This window comes from Sphingomonas psychrotolerans, assembly GCF_002796605.1.
Lineage (GTDB): Bacteria > Pseudomonadota > Alphaproteobacteria > Sphingomonadales > Sphingomonadaceae > Sphingomonas > Sphingomonas psychrotolerans.
In genome coordinates, this window is record NZ_CP024923.1 from 1123796 (window position 1) to 1141629 (window position 17834).

The window sequence follows — 17834 nt, forward strand, 5'->3', positions numbered from 1 at the left end:
AAATGGCGCGGATTGCAGGTTTCGGACTTTTTGCGCTGTTGCTCGCTTTATTCGGCCTTCCTGCCGCAACCCCGCAGTCCGCCAGCTTCGATTGTAGCAAGGCCAGCCATCCGCTCGAAAAGACGATCTGCGCCAGCCCGAAGCTCTCGAGGCTCGATGGCGAGGTCGCCACGCTCTATCGTGCGAGGCTAGCGTCGCTATTTGATAAAGCGAGTTTCCGCGGCCAACAGCGTGACTGGCAGCAGGTCCTGCGCACCCGTTGCGCAAGGACGTGCGATCCGGCCGCAGTCGAGGCCGACTACACCCGTCAGGTTGCCGCGCTCCGCAACTTCACCGAAGAGGCTTGGGAAGCGAGCTACAAGACTGCCGATGTCGCGACGCTGGCGATCACCCATGTCGACGCCAACCAGTTCGACTTCACCCTCGTCAGGGATCGCGAGGGCGAAATGCTCTGCAAGTTCCCGGCGAACGACAGCGAGGCCGGCGCAATTGCCACGCTCGCCTCGCCTGCCAGGGCGCGCTGGAGCGCAGGCGCCTGCAAGATCGACTTCCTCCTTACTCGCGACAGGACCGGCCATGTCACGCGGATCGACACCAACGCCTCGGCCGGCTGCAAGCATTATTGCAAAGGCAATTACGGGCTGAGCGACGCGTTCCTGCCCGCCAACAACTGGGTCGCTGCCAGCCAATAGCCGCGCCGCTACTTGCCAAAAACGACGTCGCGTCAGAGATAGCGCGGCATGCCTGAGATCGTGACCATTCGCGTCGCCACCCAAGAAGACCTGCCCGCGCTCCACCCGGTGATCGAACGCGCCTATCGCGGGGAGACCGCGCGTCAGGGCTGGACCCACGAAGCCGATCTCCTCGAGGGACAGCGCACGGATCTGGAGACTCTCAAGGCGATCGCTGCCGATCCGGCGCAGTGCCTGCTGCTCGCCGAGCGGGACGGCGCCGTCATTGGATGCGTCAACCTCACCGACAAGGGCGACGGTCTCGCCTATCTCGGCCTGCTCTGCGTCGATCCGACGCTGCAGACGGGCGGCACGGGCAAGCAATTGCTTGCCGCGGCCGAGGCTTGCGCGCGGGAAGAACTCAGCGCCGATCGCATCGAAATGACCGTCATCGATGTGCGGCCTCGGCTGATCGCCTGGTACGAACGTCGCGGCTATGTCCAGACCGGCGAACGACGCGATTTCGTTTTCCCGGTCGATCCGCCTTTGTTCATGACGGTGCTGGTCAAGTCCCTCGCCTGAGCGCTATGCGCGCGCCATGTCGGTGACAGCAAAGATTTGCGGGCTCAGCACGCCCGGGACGCTCGACGCCGCAGTGCAAGGCGGCGCGAAGCAGGTGGGTTTCGTCTTCTTTCCGCCCTCCCCGCGCAATCTCGGCTTCGATCAGGCGCGCGCGCTCGCCGTCCGGGCGCCGGCTTATGTCGAGAAAATCGGCGTGTTCGTCGACCCCGACGATGTGCTGCTTGCTGCCGCGATCGCCACCGGCCTCGACGCAGTCCAGCTCCATAAGGTGACGCCGGAGCGTGCCGCAGTGATCCGCCGGCGCATCCCCGTCTGGGCAGCGGTGGCAGTCAAAACCGCTGTGGATCTGGGTGCAGCGGCGCCCTTCGCCGGCGCGGCCGATCGCATCCTCTATGACGCGAAGACGCCCGACGACGCCGCGCTCCCCGGCGGCATGGGGCTGCGCTTCGACTGGACCTTGCTCCAGCGGCATCGCCACCCGCTTCCCTGGGCGCTGTCGGGCGGGCTCGACTCGTCCAACGTCGCCGAGGCAATCCGCATCACCGGTGCAGGCGCAGTCGACGTCTCCTCGGGTGTCGAATCGGCACCCGGCGTCAAGGATGTGGACAAGATCGCGGCATTCCTTAAGGCGGTGGCCATATCATGACCGTACCAAACTCCTTCCGCGCGCAGCCCGACGATCGGGGGCATTTCGGCCAGTTCGGCGGCCGCTTCGTCGCCGAGACCTTGATGCCCCTGGTCCTCGATCTCGAACGCGAATATCGCGCGGCGAAGGTCGATCCCGCCTTCCAGGCCGAGTTCGACGATCTGCTCGAACATTATGTCGGCCGCCCCAGCCCGCTTTATTATGCCGAGCGGCTGACCCAAGCGTTGCGCGAATCCGCGCCGGCGGGCCATGGCGCGAAGATCTATTTCAAGCGCGAGGAACTGAACCACACCGGCGCCCACAAGATCAACAATTGTATCGGCCAGATCCTGCTCGCCCGCCGCATGGGCAAGACGCGGATCATCGCCGAGACCGGCGCCGGTCAGCACGGCGTCGCCACCGCGACGGTCGCTGCGCGCTTCGGGCTGCCCTGCACGATCTTCATGGGCGCCAAGGACATCGAACGGCAGAAGCCCAACGTCTTCCGCATGAAGCTGCTCGGCGCCGAGGTCCAGCCGGTAACCAGCGGCTCGCAATCGCTCAAGGACGCGATGAACGAGGCACTGCGTGATTGGGTCGCCAACGTCCACGACACGTTCTACATCATCGGCACCGCCGCCGGTCCGCACCCCTATCCCGAGCTGGTCCGCGACTTTCAGAGCGTGATCGGCACCGAGACCCGCGCGCAGATCCTGCGACGCGAGGGCCGCCTGCCCGACCTGCTGATCGCCGCGGTTGGCGGCGGATCGAATGCGATCGGGATGTTCCATCCCTTCCTCGACGATCCCGACGTGAAGATGCTCGGCATCGAGGCGGCGGGCCGCGGGATCGAGACCGGCGAGCATGCCGCCAGCCTCACCGGCGGCGCCCCCGGCATCCTCCACGGCAATCGCACCTATCTGCTCCAGGACGAAGACGGCCAGATCACCGAGGCGCATTCGATCTCGGCCGGGCTCGATTATCCCGGCATCGGCCCCGAGCATAGCTGGCTGCACGAGAGCGGCCGGGTCGAATATGTGCCTATCACCGACACCGAAGCGCTCGACGCGTTCCAGCTGTGCTGTCGCCTCGAAGGAATCATCCCCGCGCTCGAAAGTTCGCATGCACTCGCAGCAGTGCCGGCCAAGGCACGCGAAATGCGGGAGGATCAGATCATCGTCGTCAATGTCTCGGGCCGCGGCGACAAGGACATCTTCACTGTCGCCGACGCGCTGGGGTTTGACCTGTGAAGCGCCCGCTCGCAAAGCTCACATTCCTCCTGGCTGCGGTGATCGTCACTTCCGGCGCGACGGTCTTCCTGTCCGACATGGCGGGCCTGCCTCCCGGGTGGCATGCGCTGCTGGCAGGCATTTTTGGTGCTTGTATCGGTATTGGCGGCGGACGGGTCTTTGATCGGATCTGGCAAAAGCCGCGCGCGGGATGGGCGTCATGAACGCGCTTCGCTCCCGCCTGTCCGCCGCCTTCGCCAAGGGTCACCCAGCGCTGGTGACCTTCGTCACTGCCGGCGATCCCACCCCCGCCGCGACCGGCGACATCCTCGATGCGCTGGTCGCAGGAGGTGCCGACGTGATCGAGCTCGGCATGCCATTCACCGATCCGATGGCCGACGGCCCCGCGATCCAGGCCGCCAATCTGCGCAGCCTGGGCGCCGGCACGCGCACCACCGACGTGCTCGCGATCGCCCGTGCCTTCCGCGACCGCCATCCCGGCGTGCCGCTGGTGCTGATGGGCTACGCCAACACGATGACGCGCCCCGATCCGGCCCGGTTCGCCGCGCTCGCCGCGGCCGCCGGAGTTGACGGGATCATCTGCGTCGACATCCCGCCCGAGGAAGCCGACACGCTCGCCCCCTTCGCCGAGCACGGCCTCGATGTCATCCGCCTCGCCACCCCGACCACCGACGCCGCGCGCCTCCCTGCGGTGCTCTTCGGCGCGTCGGGCTTCGTTTATTATGTCTCGGTCGCCGGGATCACCGGGCTCCAGCAGGCCGCGCAGGCCTCGATCGAGGACGCAGTCGCCAGGCTCAAGGCCGCCACCGACCTGCCGATCGCCGTCGGTTTCGGCGTCCGCACCCCCGAACAGGCCGCCGCGATCGGCCGCGTCGCCGATGGCGTTGTTGTCGGCTCGGCGATCGTCGAGCTGGTCGGCCAGCATGGGCCCGATGCGCCCGCGCAGGTCCGCGCCTATATCCAGTCCCTCTCCGCGGCGCTGGCCGCCTCCAAGGGCGCCTTTGAAAAGGAAAATTGGGCATGAGCTGGATCAGCCGCGTCCGCAACGCTCTCGCTTATGTCACCACCAAGACCAGCGAGACTCCCGACAATCTCTGGCACAAGTGCAAGGGATGCGGGACGATGGTGTTCTCCAAGGAGCTGGAGGAAAATCTCTATGTCTGCCCGACCTGCGATCATCACGAGCGCATCGGCCCGGCCCGCCGCTTCGAATATCTGTTCGATGAAGGCAGCTACACAGCCCTGACCAGCCCCAGGGTCGTCGACGACCCGCTCAGGTTCCGCGACCAGAAGCCCTATCCCGCCCGCCTCAAGGCCGCGCGCACCGCGACCGGCGAGCCCGATGCGTTCCTCAACGCCTCGGGCACGATCCTCGGCCAGAAAGCCGTGATCGGCGTCCAGGATTTCGCCTTCATGGGCGGATCGATGGGCCAGGCCGTTGGCGAGGCGTTCATCGCCGGCGTCGAGGCGGCGATTGCGGCACGCGCGCCCTACATCGTGTTCACCGCCTCGGGCGGCGCGCGCATGCAAGAGGGCATTCTCAGCCTGATGCAGATGCCGCGCACCACCGTGGCGATCGAGATGCTCCACGATGCGGGCCTGCCCTATATCGTCGTGCTTACCGATCCGACCTCGGGCGGCGTGATGGCCGCCTATGCGATGCTCGGAGATGTCCAGATCGCCGAGCCGCGCGCGACGCTCGCCTTCACCGGCCGCCGTGTGATCGAGAACACGATCCGCGAAAAGCTCCCCGACGATTTCCAGACCTCGGAATATTATCGCGACCACGGGCTGGTCGACCGGGTCGAGCACCGCAAGGACCTGCGCGAAGTGCTCGGCCGGCTGATCGGCCTGCTGACGGACACGAAAGCGGCGGCGTGAACAGCTCCCTCTCCGCTTGCGGGGAGAGGGAGTAGATGGACTTCGCCACCTCCACCGATCCCGCCGTCCAGCGCCAGCTCGATCGCCTCGCCGCGCTCTCCCCGGGCGCCGACATCCTCGGCCTCGAGCGCATCACCCGACTGCTCGAGCGTATCGGGAACCCGCAACTGCGCCTGCCGCCCGTGCTCCATGTCGCCGGCACCAACGGCAAAGGCTCAACCTGCGCGTTCCTGCGCGCCGCGATCGAAGCCGCCGGCCGCACCACGCATGTCTATTCGAGCCCGCACCTCGTCCGCTTCAACGAACGCATCCGCCTTGCCGGCAAGCTGATCGACGACGCCACGCTCGCCACGCTCCTCGCCGAGGTTCTCGACGCCGGCGGCGACATCGGGGCGAGCTTCTTCGAAGTCACCACCGCCGCCGCCTTCCTCGCTTTTGCCCGCACCCCCGCTGATGCGTGCATCGTCGAGGTCGGGCTTGGCGGGCGGCTCGACGCGACCAACGTCATCCCCGGGCCCGCAGTCACGGCGATCGCCCAGCTCGGCATCGACCACCAGTCGTTTCTCGGCGACACCCTTGCACAGATCGCAGCCGAAAAGGCCGGGATCGCCAAGTCAGGCGTGCCGCTGGTTACGATGGCCTATCCGGCCGACATCGCCGACGTGGTCGATCGCTATGCCGGGACCGTCGCCGCACCGGTCATCGCCGAAGGGCAGGCATGGTCGTACGAAACACGCGACGATGCGCTATATTATCGCGACGCCGAAGGCGCGTTGGTCACGCCCCTCCCCGCCCTCGCCGGCGCGCATCAGCCGGCCAATCTCGCGCTGGCCATCGCGGCACTGCGCCACCAACGCGCGCTCGCCGTCCCCGACGCCGCTTTGTCCGCCGCCGCACGGACGGCCCGCTGGCCGGCGCGGATGCAGCGTCTCTGGCCGGGGCCGCTCACGGCGTTGCTCCCCGCCGGCGCCGAAATCTGGCTGGATGGTGGCCACAACGCCAACGCCGCCGAGGCAGTAAGCCGCGCCGCCGCACAGATCGTGGGAGATCGCCCGCTCCACCTCGTGCTCGGCATGCTCGAGAACAAGGACGCCGATGCGATGATCGCGCGATTCGCGCCGATCGCCCGATCGCTCACCGCCGTTCCGGTGCCGGGCCATCCGCATCACTCCCCCGGCGATCTCGTCGCGCGCGCGCGCCGGGTCGGCCTTGCGAGCAGCGAAGCGCCCGATATCCCCGCCGCGCTTCTGGCGATCCCGCGCGAAGGCGCGCCGCTCGTGCTGATACTCGGATCGCTCTACCTCGCCGGCACCGCGCTCGCAGCAAACGACGAACTGCCCGACTAAAACGACTTATTGCGATTGACTTGCAATAGCTGACTGGTGACAATCCCGCATCATCCACGCGGGAGTCGTTCATGTCCGCTGCCCATACGCTTGCCGCTGCTTTGCCTGTGCTCCAGCCCGAGGACGCCGGCGCCCGCTTGCTGCTGTTCGGAATCCGTCAAATGGGCGCGCACGGCCTCCACGACGCCTGCACGGCGCACGCCTTTGTCACGGCGTTTGGCAAGGGCTTCCAGCGTCCGTTGGTCCTCTTGCGCGCCTTGATGGCCGAGATGTCGGCAGCCTCGGCCGGCCCGATCCAGATCGCGCCGTGGTGCTGCGCGCGCATGACCGGCCCGGAGGCGACGTTGCTCGAAGTGATCGCCGGCATCCGCACGCATCCCGCCCGCGCCAACATGCTCCTGGCCGACCTGCTCGGCGTCCGCGACGCCGCGAGCATCGGCTTCACCGCGCATGCTCTGGCCAACGCCTTCGCCGATCTCGCGCTACCGCTGGACGAGGCGACACCTTAGCTCGAAATTAACCGAAGGAGGACACTATAAAGAGCGAGAAAGTGAAGGAAATCTGGTGAGAATTAACGAAGGCGGCAACGCTCTGGCAGCTATTCGACCGACGCAATCACCGACCGCGGCGTCCAACAGCGCTGCTGCATTCTCGGCCATCATGACCACGGCGAACGCAGCACCGGCTGAGAAGGACAATAGTCAGCCCGATTTCACCAGCATGACCCGTAAGGAAATGTTCGACTGGATGAACGGCAAGATTATTGGCGGGGAAATGTCGCTTGATGACAGCTCTGCGTTCCTCGGGATGACGGTAAGGATTCCGGTCGAGGCAGGCCACGACGCGCCGCTCGCACTCGATGATCGGGAGCAGGTGAATTTCGTGCTGATGACGCAAGACGGTATTGCCGGCGCGCGCTCGCGCAACGACGACATGACACGCAAGATGCTGGAAACCGCCATGCAGGTCATGCGGCACGATCACGGCGGCCGCGTCGATCTGCGCACCTGAGATCCCAATTTACGCATGCCGTAGAATTGGGGACCGGTAGCGGTCGTGCATTTCTCCGCTAAAGCAACCGCCCTCCCGGCAGGCGGACCGCCGTCACCCGCCAGTTCAGCCCCTGCAGCTCGAACACCACTTCCGGCCCCGCACCGTGCGTCGGCACCAGCGCGAACCGGCCCAGCGCATCCCTGCGCACTCGCATCTCGCCGGGCTTCGCGCTCGCGAAACCCGGTCGCGCCGCCTCGGCGACGGCGGCGCTGGCGAACAGCGCGCGCATGCCCTCGGGCGTAACCGCCGCATCGACCACCGGATCGGCGAACCGCTCGGCCAGCGCCGCCCCCAATTTGTCCAGTTCCGACCCGCCGCGACCGCCGAGTCGGTCCTGCAACTGCGTCTTCAGGTCCGCACGCACCGCCGGATAATCGATCCGCGCCGAGATCGCCGTGAGGTCGCGCGCATCCGCCGCCTTTTTGAGCTGCAGCAAGGTGAGATAGGGCGAGCCCCACAGCCATCCGCCGCCGGCCAGCGCCAGCGACACGGCGGCGGCGATGATCCAGCGCCTCATTGCCCCACTCCCTTGGCACGAAGCCCGGCGAGCGCTTCGGTCGCCCAGCGATACATGCCCGCATCGGCGGCGCGCTGGTGCCGGCTCAACCGCCGCATCCGCCCTTCGACTTCCTCGAGCACGCCGAGCGCCCTGCCCTCGCGCCCCTGCTCGATCAGCAGCGCGGCATAGCGGCAGCGCGCCTCTTCGCCGGGCATGCGCGTGACCAGATCGGCATAGAGGTCGAGTGCCTCCTGCTTGCTGCCGAGATGATCGAGCACGCGCGCGCGCAGCAGCGCCTGCCGGTCGCGCTCGCTCTGACCCAGCGGAGTCGGGATCGCGTCGAGCAGCGCCAGCGCATCGGCCGCCTGCCCGCTCTCGAACAGCGACAGTGCGAGCTTGCTTTGACTGCGCACATCGGGCTCGCCGGGCGTCATCGCGATGCTCTCGCGGTACAGCGGCACCGCCTCACCGTGCCGCCCCAGCCCCGCCAGCGCATCGGCAACGCGCAGCCGATTGGCGGCGGTATCGGCCAGCCCCAGCGCATCGCGCGCGGCGCGCAGTTCGCGCTCGGGATCGATCGTGTCGATCGCCTTCGCCCGCACCGTCCGGACATGACGGTTGCTCCCCATCCCCGGCAGCACCTCGACGATCAGATAGGCGATCGCGCTCACCACCGGCAGGAAGATCAACGCAGTCAGCCACAAGGGATTGCGCCCGGTACGCATCAGATGGACGATGCAGATCACCTGCAGCCCGATAACGACGAGGAACGGCATCAGCGTGCCGCCGTGCCCGCCGGAGCCGCTTCCTTGGCACCCGCGCGCGCCTTGCGCACGCTCTCGACTACGAAGCCCTTGCGCCACAGGATCCACAGCAGCAGCATGCCCGGCAGGGCGACGATCGTGGTCATCATCCAGAAACCGACCCAGCCGAGCTGCTCGGCGATGATCCCGGCCGGGCTCGACAGCCACGTTCGCCCGACCCCGGCGAGCGACGACAGCAAGGCGAATTGGGTCGCGGTATAAGCCAGGCTCGACAGCCCTGAGAGGTAGGTCACGAAGATCGTCAGCCCCAGCCCACTGGTCACTTGTTCGGTTGCGACCGCGATCGTCAGCCACAGAGTCGAATGGCCCTGCGAGGCGAGAATCGCGAAGGTCAGGTTGCTCACCATCATCAGCACCCCCGAGACGAACAGCGCCCGCCCCATGCCCAGCCAGGCGAGCAACGGTGCCGACAGCGCGGTGCCGAGGATCAGTCCCCAGAAGCCGATCACCTTGTTGATCGCGATGAACTCGGTGTCACTGAAGCCCAATTCCACGATCATCGGATTGAGCATAGCCTGCCCCATCGCGTCGCCGAGCTTGTAGACCAGGACGAACAGCAAGATCAGCAGCGCGCCGCGGCGCATCAGGAACTCGCCGAACGGCCCGATCAGCGTCGTCTGCAGCCATTGGCCCACGCTCTGGCGCGGTGCTTCGTTGCTCAGCACCTTGTCGTGCAGCCCCGGCCCCATCCACAATGCCGCGATCATGCCCGGCAGGATGCACAGCCCGGTGAGACCATATGCCATTCCCCAGCCGAGCCCGAACCCTTCCGTCGAAGCGAGTGCGATGGTCCCCACGCCAGCGAAGAACGCGCCGAGCCGATAGCCGAACTGATTGTTGGCGGTGCCATGGGCGAGTTCGTCCTCGGGCAGGATCTCGATGCGATAGGCATCGATGACGATGTCCTGCGTCGCACCGAGAAAAGCAGTGACGATTGCCCAGAAGGCGAAGACGCCGAGATGCAGCTCGGGCCGGCTCGCGCCGAGCATCCAGACCGATCCGAACAGCAACGCCTGGACGAGAAACAGCCACGCCCGGCGCTGGCCGAACAGCCCGGTGAGCACTGGCAGCTTGAGCCGGTCGACCAAAGGCGCCCACAGGAATTTAAGTGTGTACGGCGTGGTCAACCCGATCGCGAAGCCGATCGTCTTTTTCTCGATCCCCACCTTCGCGAGCCAGAAGGTCATCGTGCCGAGCAGCAGCGCCAGCGGAAAACCGCTCGAGATGCCGAGCAGCAACGCCGCGATCGGCCGCGAACGGAAATAGGGTGCCATCGTCGCGCCGAACCCGCCGCGCGTGCCTTCCTCCAATACCGCCCCGTCCGCCATCCCTTGCTCCCTCTCGCCTTCCGCGCGACACTAGCCGAAAAGTTGCGGAGAGGAAGGATGAACGCGCCGACCGAGGGCCAGCTCGCGCTCGCCACCCAGCTCGCCGATGGCGGCCGCCGCGACTGTGGCGCAATCGCTTATGTCGATGCGCGCGCCTACACTAGCGCCGAACGCCACGCCGCCGAGCAGGCACGCATCTTCTCCCGCGTGCCTCTGGTCATTGCTCCGTCGGCGCTGCTCCCCGAGAACAGCATGGCGGTGCCGCACGACGGCTTCGGCAAGCCGTTGCTGATCACGCGCGACAAGCAGGGGGCGGCACATGTCTTCCTCAACGTCTGTCGCCACCGCGGCACCCGGCTGGTCGAGGGCTGTTACGCCGTGAAGTCTCCGCGCCTCGTCTGCCCCTATCATGCGTGGAGCTATGCGCTCGACGGTCGCCTCGTCGGACTCCCGCGCGCCGATACCTTCCCCGGGCTCGACAAGACCGAACACGGACTGAAGCGCCTGCCTACCCACGAAGCCGGCGGTCTGATCTGGTTCGCCTTCGACGAATCGGCGAAGTTCGCCGAGGCCGAGACTCTCGCGCGCGATTTCGAAGCGTTCGATCTCGCCGGCCAGCATCTGTTCCGCCGCCGCAGCCACGATGTCCGCGCCAACTGGAAGCTGGTCATGGACGCGTTTCTGGAGGGCTATCACATCCAGCGCCTCCACGCCGGCACGATCGCGCCGTTCTTCAAGGACGGCATCTCGACCGCCGACAGCATCGGTCCGCACCAGCGCTCGGCGGTCGGCCGCGAGGCGGCGCTCGCCGCCTTGTCGTCGAGCGACTGGGCGACGTTGCGCAGTGCGATCACCTACACCTATCAGATGTTCCCCGGCGCGGTGCTCGTGGTCAGCCCCGATTACATCAATCTGATGGTGTTGATGCCGCAGGCGCCCGATCGCGTGCTGGTCGAGGATTTCATGCTGATCCCGGCGGCGCCGGCGACCGAAAAGGCGCTGGCGCATTGGGAGAAGTCCTGGGACTTGCTCGACGGCGGCGTCTTCGCCGCGGAGGATTTTCGCGCCTGCGAGCTCGGCCAGCAGGGCCTCGCCTCCGGCGCGATCGAGCGATTGACCTTGGGCACGCTCGAGCTCGGCATCCGGCAGTTCCACGACGCCGTCGAGGCCCGACTCCGGGCTACGCAAGAACCCTGAGCGGGTCAGCTGCGGCCCATACTGCCCTATAATAGATTAAGCCGTTGCAGGAATTGTGAAGATGTCCGCTGCTGTCGCCCACCGCGCACTCGCGCCGAATACCAGCCCCTCCGCCGACGGCGCCCTGCGCGTTGTGGTGTCGCTGTCGCTGCTGTCGTGGCTCACCGTCGTGCTCGCGCTATTCTGGCATTGAGCAGGCCCGTGCTCCACACCCCCGTTCCCGATCGCATCGCCCCCGCCGTCGACGAGTGGCGCCTGCCGCCAGCCGCCGGCATCCTGATCGCCATGACGGGCTCGGCAGTTGTGTGGGGTGCGATTTACCTGGGCTGCGTCCTCGCCCTCTGATCTGGCCGCTCAGCCAGCGTCGAGGAAGAGGCTGAAGCTGCCGGGAAGCTTCCCCGGCTTCTTGCCACCGAGCACTGCCTCGATCCCGACGATCGCCGCGAGCAGATCGCGCTGCGGATAGGGTTTGGCGAGGCATCCCGCCGCCAGTTCGCGCGCTTCGCCCGGGCAATTCCCGGTGACGAACAACACCTGCACCCCGCGCGCATGCGCCTCCCGCGCCACGTCGACTCCGCTGCCGTCGGCGAGATGCACGTCGACCAATATAAGATCGATCGCCGCGTCGCGCGCAATCACGTCCAGCGCCCCCGCGACCGAATCGATCGTCGCGACCACCTCGAATCCCTCGCTGCTCAGAAAATGCTCGGTATCGAACGCGACCAGCGGCTCGTCCTCCACCAGCAGCACCCGCTCGATCAGCCGCTTTTTCTTCGCGAACATCCCCACGCCTTCATCCGCGGCGTGGCCCCATGCCCCCGCAAGCCGCTCCTAACGCCCGGGATCTCCCGCACGCCGCAATAATTTTTGCCGTGCGCAGCATTATCGCTATATCGCCGCGGTGTCCCCATCCAAGCCCCCCGAAACCCAGCGCATCGCGAAGCTGCTGGCCCGTGCCGGAATCGCGTCGCGCCGCGAGATCGAACGGATGATCGCCGAAGGGCGCATCGCGCTCGACGGTGTCGTCCTCGATACCCCCGCGACGTTGCTCACCTCGCTCGACGGCGTCACCGTCGACGGCGATTCGGTTGCCGCGCCCGCCCCGGCGCGGCTGTTCCGCTATCACAAGCCCGCCGGCCTGCTCACCACCGAGCACGATCCCGCCGGCCGCCCGATCATCTACGATCGGCTGCCGGAGGGCCTGCCGCGCGTAATGCCGGTCGGCCGGCTCGACCTGAGCACCGAGGGGCTGCTGCTCCTCACCACCGACGGCGAGCTCAAACGCGCGCTCGAGCTTCCCGCCACCGGCGTGGAGCGCAGCTATCGCGCCCGCGCCTACGGCCAGATCAGCCAGCCCCAGCTCGAGGAGCTGATGCTCGGCGTCGAGATCGAAGGCGTGCGCTACGGCCCGATCAACGCCAATATCGAACGCCGCACCGGTGCGAACGTCTGGATCGAAATGACGTTGACCGAGGGAAAAAACCGCGAGGTCCGCCGCGTGCTCGAATATCTCGGACTCGAAGTGAACCGGCTGATCCGCACGCGTTACGGCCCCTTCTGGCTCGGCGACTTGCCCCCCGGCGATGTCGACGAGGTCCGCCAGAACGATCTGATCACCTTCCGCACCGTGCTGACGAATCCCGGCGGCGGCAAGGCGGCGTCAAATCTGCAATTCGCAGTGCGCGCGCGCGTCGCCGAGCCGGCGCCCAAACCGCAACCGGTGATCGAACCCGATCGCCGCCTCCGCCGAGCGCCGGCAAAGGCCGCGCCCGCGCCTGCCGAGCCGAACGGCCCGCGCTTCACCCCCCGCGCCACGCCCCCGGCGCGCGAAGAGCGGCGCCCGACAGGCGGTGCCGGCCGCGACGCAGGTAGCAAAACCTTCGGCCGCAGCGATCGCGAATCCCGTTTCAAGCCCGGCACGAAGCCGGCAGGCCGTGACGAACGTCCCACGCGCGCTGACACGCCGTCGCGCGAGGAGCGCCGTCCGACGGGCACCGCGGGCCGCGACGCCGGCGGCAAAGCCTTTGGTCGCAGCGAGCGTCCGGTGCGCAGCGAAGCCCGCCCGACCGGCAGCGACTCCCGTTTCAAGCCCGGCGCCAGGGCGCCGGCCCGTGTCGAACGCCCCGTGCGCGACGACGCCCGCCCCCCGGCGAAGGAAGCGCGCTTCACGCCGCGTGGCACGCCGCCGGCCCATGCCGGGCGTCCGCCGCGTGAGGAGGCACGCCAGGTCGACAAGCCCGCGCGCGCAGCGCGCGCCAAGGCGCATCGCGACCAGCAGGACCCGCGCGCCGGCGAAATCGTCGATCGGCCTCGCGCCGGTCGCCCAAGCAAAGGGCCGGCCGGCGGTCGCGGGAAGCCCGCCCGGCCTGCGCGCCCGCCGCGGACGCGGAAATAATGCGGATCATCGCCGGAGAATGGCGGGGCCGCCAGCTGGTCGCGCCCAAGGGTGACACGACTCGCCCCACCGCCGATCGTACCCGCGAGGCGTTGTTCTCGATGCTCGTCAGCCGCGTCGGCAGCTTCGAAGGACTCGCTGTCGCCGATCTGTTTGCGGGTTCGGGCGCGCTCGGGCTCGAGGCATTGTCGCGCGGCGCCGCCTCGTGCCTGTTCGTCGAGCACGACAAGGCCGCGATCGACGCGCTCAAGACCAATATCGCCAAACTGGGTGCAAAGGGCGCCGAAATCCGCGCCACCTCGGCACTGGCGCTCGGCCCGGCGGTCAAGCCGCTCGACCTGATCCTGATGGACCCGCCTTATGGCACCGGCGCTGGCGTGGTGACGCTCGACAAGCTCGGCCGCCTTGGCTGGGCCGGCCCCGCGACCTGGATCAGCATCGAGACTGCGAAGGCCGAAGAGATCGAACTCGCCGGCTTCGAAGTCGACGCGACTCGCGTTTACGGCAAGGCCCGCGTCACGCTGTTGCGGAAAGTCTGAGCTGCCCCGTGCTCCGGCGAAGGCCGGAGCCCTGGAGAGCGAAGGACTACACGACCCAACGCTCCGGCCTTCGCCGGAGCACCAGGTGACGGGTTGAGCTTACATCAGCGCAGGCACACGTTTCCCCTTGGTCCTGCTAGTCAAATGAAACAGCCGACACCGGTCGCAACGGTACGGCCTGAGCGCGAAACCAGATTGCTCGATCGCAACCAGCGCATCCCCTTCCGACGCAAACCGCTTTTTCCGCAGGCAAACGCTCAGCTTGGTCCGCATCTCACGCCAGGCGGCTCTTCCGCGATACCAGCGCCAGCCCCACCAGGCTCAGTATCGCCGCGCCGGCGAGATAATAGCCCACCAGCACCAGCCCGCCTTTCTCGACCAGGGCCGCCGCGATCAGCGGCGTCAGTCCCCCGCCTATGATCCCGCCGAGATTGAAGGTCACCGACACGCCGGTATAGCGCACCCGCGCCGGAAACAGGCTCGGCAGCCAGCCGCCCAAAGGCCCATAGACGAACCCCATCACGAACAGCCCGGCCGCCAGCCACGCGAACACGCTCGCCAGCGCCCCCGCGGTGACGAACAGCCCGATCGTCAGCCCCGCCGCAACCGTCGCGACGCAGCCGATCGCGAGCACGCGCGTGGCGCTGCTGCGATCCGCGAGGCTGGAAGCGATCCAGATCCCTGCCGCCATGAACAGGATCGCCGCCAGCTCCACCGCAAGGAAGGTCTCGCGATCATAGCCGAGCCCCTTCGTCGCATAGCCGATGATGAACACGGTCGAGATGTAGAACAGCGCAAAGCAGGCGACGGTGCCGACGGTCCCCGCCAGCGTCGGCAGCCAGTGGTCGCGAAACAGCTCGCCTACCGGAATGCGCGGCGGCGGTGCGCTTTCCTGCGCAGCGACGAATGCCGGCGTCTCGGTCAGCTTGACCCGCACCCACAGCCCCAGCCCGACCAGCACCGCGCTGGCAAGGAACGGCAGCCGCCAGCCCCATTCGCGGAACTGGTCGTCGCTCAGCAGCGCGCCGAGCAGCAGGAAGAAGCCGTTGGCGAAGATGAACCCCACCGGCGCGCCGAGCGGCGGAAACGCACCATAGCGATTGGTCCAGCCCGGCGGCGCGTTCTCGACGGCGAGCAGCGACGCCCCGCCCCATTCACCCCCCAGCCCGAGCCCTTGGCCGAAGCGGAGCAGACAGAGCAGGGCAGGCGCCACCCAGCCGATCATCGCATAGGTCGGCAGGAAGGCGATCAGGACGGTCGAGATGCCCATCAGCATCAGCGAGGCGACCAAAGTCGACTTGCGCCCCATCCGATCGCCGAAATGCCCGAACACCAGCCCGCCCAGCGGGCGCGCGAAAAAGGCGACGCTGAAGCTCGCATAGGAAGCAAGCTGGGCAAGCGCGGGATCGGTCGCGGGGAAGAACAATGCCGGAAACACCAAGGCCGCGGCCGTCGCGTAGATGTAGAAGTCGTAGAACTCGACCGAAGTCCCCACCAGGCTCGCGAACAGGATGCGGCGATGCGATGCGATCGGTGCGGCGGCCATGGACTTCCCCTTCCCGCCCTCTCCTAGGAAAGAAGCCGGCGCTTGGGGAGCCCCGTTCATCGGCCGGACAGTTTCGCCTGTGTATCGAACTCCCACGATCGCAGCACCGGAAATAGGGAGACGGCCATGCGCGAGTCAGCAGGACGCCGGCTGGTATTCGCAACGCTCTTCGCGCTGGTCGCGGGCGTTCTGGTCCATTTCTACAATCCCGTGGATCACGTCCGCGCGGACCTTCGCGCCGACGGCAGCGGAGTCAAACTCAGCCTCGAAATCGCCGCGCACGCGATTGAAAAGGTCTGCTGGCGCGCCTGACGCCCCGCTCATAGCCAACTGGGTTGAGAATGCATTCAGCCCGCGCGGCAACAGCGAAAGCCAGCGCGCCGGTCTGGTAGCGCGAGTGTCGAGAAGCGAATACCTTCCACTTTTCCTGAGCTGAACGGCAACAATTGCGTCTGCCAGCAGCCGCGCATCGCCGCGGCAAAATCCACAGCGGGCCAAGCCGCGCCCTGTCCCCGCCCCCGGCTTCCCGCTATCATGCCCTGATGGCGGAGAAGCGCGAAGTTCTGGTGGTGGGCGGCGGCACGGCCGGGTGGATCACGGCCGCCTATCTTGCGCGCTTCTTCGAGGGGCGAGTCGGCGTGACATTGCTCGAATCGCCCGAGATCGGCATCATCGGCGTCGGCGAGGGCGCCTTCCCGACGATCCGGAACACGCTCAAATTCCTCGGGATCGACGAGAGCCATTTCATCCGCGCCGCGTCGGCCACTTTCAAGCAGGGCATCCGCTTCGACGACTGGCTCCACGCCCCCGCGTCCGACGGCACCCGCCATCATTATCTCCATCCCTTCGAGGCGCCGTTTCAGGCCGAAGCGAGCGGGCTCGTTCCCTATTGGCTGCTCCAGGATGAGGCCACTCGCGCGCCCTTCGCGGAGGCAGTGACGATCCAGAACCGCGTCGCCGAGGCGCAGCGCGCACCCAAGCGATCCGGCGAAGGCGACTATGCCGGCCCGCTCAATTACGCCTATCATTTCGATGCGGCGCGGCTCGCCGAAGTGATCGCCGCGCGCGCCGTCGAACTCGGGGTGCGGCATCTGGCGGGGCGGCTCACGCACGTAGAGCTGGCAGAGGATGGCAGCGTCGCCGGGGTGGTCACCGACGCGCACGGCGCACTCGCCGCCGACCTCTATATCGATTGTTCGGGCTTCCGCGCAGAGCTGATCGGCAACGCTCTGGGGGTACCGCTCAAATCGGTGAAGCACCTCTTGTTCACCGATCGCGCGCTCGCCTGCAAGATCCCCTATGACCGCCCCGACGCGCCGATCGCGAGTTTCACCATCGCTACCGCGCATGCCGCGGGCTGGACGTGGGATATCGGATTGCAGGGCGCGCGCGGGATCGGCTGCGTCTGGTCTTCAGCGCACATGTCCGACGAGGACGCAGCGGCGGTGCTGCGCGATTATGTCGGGCATGACGCGTTTGCGGCGCGCATGATCCCGTTCGAGCCCGGCTATCGCGAGGCGCAATGGGTCAAGAATTGCGTCGCGGTCGGGCTGTCGGGCGGGTTCCTCGAGCCATTGGAATCTACGGGCGTGGTGCTGATCGAGGCGGCGGTGGCGATGATCGCCGAGCTGTTTCCGCTGGGTGGCCCCGCCGACGCGCCCGCCGCGCGGTTCAACCAGCTGATCGCGGCGCGCTACGAGAGCATCATCAACTTTTTGAAACTGCATTATTGCCTGAGCCGGCGCAGCGAGCCCTTCTGGCGCGACAATGCCGATCCTGCATCGATTCCGCCCGCGCTGCAGGCACTGCTGGGCGAATGGCGCCGGCGTCCGCCGAGCCGCTTCGATTTCCTGCTCGATCTCGAGAGCTTCGCCTTCTTCAACTATCAGTACATCCTCTACGGGATGGAATTCCGCACCGATCTGTCCGGAAGCCGCGGCGATTTCCCCGCGATGGCGGCGGCCGAGAAATTGTTCGCCCGCATCCGCGGCTTCGGCGAACGCGCCACCGCGGATTTGCCGAGCCACCGCACACTGATCCGCCAGATCAACGAAGGCCTGTCGCTGGCGGGGTGAAAGATACCCGCCCCGCGACTCGC

At 67.2% G+C, this 17834-nt stretch carries 22 protein-coding genes; 17 read left to right on the forward strand and 5 right to left on the reverse strand.

The genetic code is table 11. The features are described from left to right. Positions 1–2 precede the first annotated feature (2 nt). The 10 genes from CVN68_RS05040 to CVN68_RS23050 all read left to right on the forward strand — a co-directional run bounded on the left by CVN68_RS05040 (position 3) and on the right by CVN68_RS23050 (position 7366). Positions 3–692: a lysozyme inhibitor LprI family protein gene (locus tag CVN68_RS05040; RefSeq protein WP_100281236.1), complete on the forward strand. Its 690-nt coding sequence runs from the start codon at positions 3–5 to the stop codon at positions 690–692. A gap of 48 nt (positions 693–740) precedes the next feature. Beyond that, entirely contained in the window at positions 741–1253 is a 513-nt protein-coding gene (locus CVN68_RS05045) for a GNAT family N-acetyltransferase (protein ID WP_100281237.1), read from the forward strand. A gap of 16 nt (positions 1254–1269) precedes the next feature. Beyond that, entirely contained in the window at positions 1270–1899 is a 630-nt protein-coding gene (locus CVN68_RS05050) for a phosphoribosylanthranilate isomerase (RefSeq protein ID WP_100281238.1), read from the forward strand. Next, positions 1896–3128, forward strand: a complete 1233-nt coding sequence (gene trpB / locus CVN68_RS05055) for a tryptophan synthase subunit beta (RefSeq protein ID WP_100281239.1) — start codon at positions 1896–1898, stop codon at positions 3126–3128. The genes CVN68_RS05050 and trpB overlap by 4 nt, the downstream gene beginning before the upstream one ends. Continuing rightward, complete coding sequence (locus tag CVN68_RS05060) at positions 3125–3331, forward strand: hypothetical protein (protein ID WP_100281240.1); 207 nt, start codon at positions 3125–3127, stop codon at positions 3329–3331. The genes trpB and CVN68_RS05060 overlap by 4 nt, the downstream gene beginning before the upstream one ends. Continuing rightward, the gene (gene trpA / locus CVN68_RS05065; protein WP_100284214.1) at positions 3328–4152 is read left to right on the forward strand and encodes a tryptophan synthase subunit alpha; all 825 of its coding nucleotides are present in this window, start codon (positions 3328–3330) and stop codon (positions 4150–4152) included. Before CVN68_RS05060 ends, trpA begins: the two co-directional genes overlap by 4 nt. Then, a complete protein-coding gene (gene accD / locus CVN68_RS05070; protein WP_100281241.1) occupies positions 4149–5009 on the forward strand; it encodes an acetyl-CoA carboxylase, carboxyltransferase subunit beta in 861 nt (286 codons plus the stop codon). The genes trpA and accD overlap by 4 nt, the downstream gene beginning before the upstream one ends. Positions 5010–5044: 35 nt before the next feature. Further along, a complete protein-coding gene (locus CVN68_RS05075; RefSeq protein WP_100281242.1) occupies positions 5045–6355 on the forward strand; it encodes a bifunctional folylpolyglutamate synthase/dihydrofolate synthase in 1311 nt (436 codons plus the stop codon). 71 nt (positions 6356–6426) lie between these two features. Then, positions 6427–6864, forward strand: a complete 438-nt coding sequence (locus tag CVN68_RS05080) for a DUF6628 family protein (RefSeq protein WP_100281243.1) — start codon at positions 6427–6429, stop codon at positions 6862–6864. Positions 6865–6919: 55 nt separating this feature from the next. Further along, positions 6920–7366 carry a hypothetical protein gene (locus CVN68_RS23050; protein WP_158298742.1) on the forward strand — a complete coding sequence of 149 codons (447 nt, stop codon included), beginning with the start codon at positions 6920–6922 and terminating at the stop codon, positions 7364–7366. Positions 7367–7424: 58 nt separating this feature from the next. Here the strand turns inward: CVN68_RS23050 and CVN68_RS05090 are convergent, their stop codons facing one another. The 3 genes from CVN68_RS05090 to CVN68_RS05100 are packed head-to-tail and all read right to left on the reverse strand — an operon-like array spanning position 7425 to position 10059. Beyond that, positions 7425–7925: a DUF2939 domain-containing protein gene (locus CVN68_RS05090; protein ID WP_100281245.1), complete on the reverse strand. Its 501-nt coding sequence runs from the start codon at positions 7923–7925 to the stop codon at positions 7425–7427. Then, positions 7922–8683: a tetratricopeptide repeat protein gene (locus tag CVN68_RS05095; protein WP_100281246.1), complete on the reverse strand. Its 762-nt coding sequence runs from the start codon at positions 8681–8683 to the stop codon at positions 7922–7924. The genes CVN68_RS05090 and CVN68_RS05095 overlap by 4 nt, the downstream gene beginning before the upstream one ends. Further along, positions 8683–10059: an AmpG family muropeptide MFS transporter gene (locus tag CVN68_RS05100; protein ID WP_100281247.1), complete on the reverse strand. Its 1377-nt coding sequence runs from the start codon at positions 10057–10059 to the stop codon at positions 8683–8685. The genes CVN68_RS05095 and CVN68_RS05100 overlap by 1 nt, the downstream gene beginning before the upstream one ends. 57 nt (positions 10060–10116) lie before the next feature. On the opposite strand from CVN68_RS05100, the gene CVN68_RS05105 reads away from it, so the two are divergent. The 3 genes from CVN68_RS05105 (at position 10117) to CVN68_RS23055 (ending at position 11601) form a co-directional block, all read left to right on the forward strand. Further along, on the forward strand, positions 10117–11256 hold the full coding sequence (locus CVN68_RS05105) for an aromatic ring-hydroxylating oxygenase subunit alpha (RefSeq protein WP_100281248.1): 1140 nt from the start codon (positions 10117–10119) through the stop codon (positions 11254–11256). 61 nt (positions 11257–11317) lie between these two features. Next, positions 11318–11449, forward strand: coding sequence for a hypothetical protein (locus CVN68_RS24165; RefSeq protein WP_267893740.1), 132 nt, complete (start codon positions 11318–11320; stop codon positions 11447–11449). An 8-nt stretch (positions 11450–11457) separates the two neighbouring features. Next, on the forward strand, positions 11458–11601 hold the full coding sequence (locus CVN68_RS23055; RefSeq protein ID WP_158298743.1) for a hypothetical protein: 144 nt from the start codon (positions 11458–11460) through the stop codon (positions 11599–11601). A gap of 9 nt (positions 11602–11610) precedes the next feature. On the opposite strand, the gene CVN68_RS05110 is transcribed toward CVN68_RS23055, so the two are convergent. Further along, on the reverse strand, positions 11611–12039 hold the full coding sequence (locus CVN68_RS05110; protein ID WP_100284215.1) for a response regulator: 429 nt from the start codon (positions 12037–12039) through the stop codon (positions 11611–11613). 118 nt (positions 12040–12157) lie between these two features. Here CVN68_RS05110 and CVN68_RS05115 point away from each other — a divergent pair, with 118 nt between their 5' ends. Together CVN68_RS05115 and rsmD are read left to right on the forward strand one after the other, a co-directional pair. Beyond that, positions 12158–13651 (forward strand): pseudouridine synthase, encoded by a 1494-nt coding sequence (locus CVN68_RS05115; protein WP_100281249.1) that lies wholly within the window; start codon positions 12158–12160, stop codon positions 13649–13651. Continuing rightward, a complete protein-coding gene (gene rsmD / locus CVN68_RS05120; RefSeq protein WP_100281250.1) occupies positions 13651–14190 on the forward strand; it encodes a 16S rRNA (guanine(966)-N(2))-methyltransferase RsmD in 540 nt (179 codons plus the stop codon). Before CVN68_RS05115 ends, rsmD begins: the two co-directional genes overlap by 1 nt. 274 nt (positions 14191–14464) lie before the next feature. Here rsmD and CVN68_RS05125 read toward each other — a convergent pair whose 3' ends face one another. After that, positions 14465–15736 carry an MFS transporter gene (locus CVN68_RS05125; RefSeq protein ID WP_100281251.1) on the reverse strand — a complete coding sequence of 424 codons (1272 nt, stop codon included), beginning with the start codon at positions 15734–15736 and terminating at the stop codon, positions 14465–14467. A 126-nt stretch (positions 15737–15862) separates the two neighbouring features. Between CVN68_RS05125 and CVN68_RS05130 the strand changes: the two genes are divergently transcribed. Together CVN68_RS05130 and CVN68_RS05135 are read left to right on the forward strand one after the other, a co-directional pair. Further along, entirely contained in the window at positions 15863–16048 is a 186-nt protein-coding gene (locus CVN68_RS05130) for a hypothetical protein (protein ID WP_100281252.1), read from the forward strand. Between the two features lie 230 nt (positions 16049–16278). After that, positions 16279–17811 (forward strand): tryptophan halogenase family protein, encoded by a 1533-nt coding sequence (locus CVN68_RS05135; protein WP_100281253.1) that lies wholly within the window; start codon positions 16279–16281, stop codon positions 17809–17811. Positions 17812–17834 lie beyond the last annotated feature (23 nt).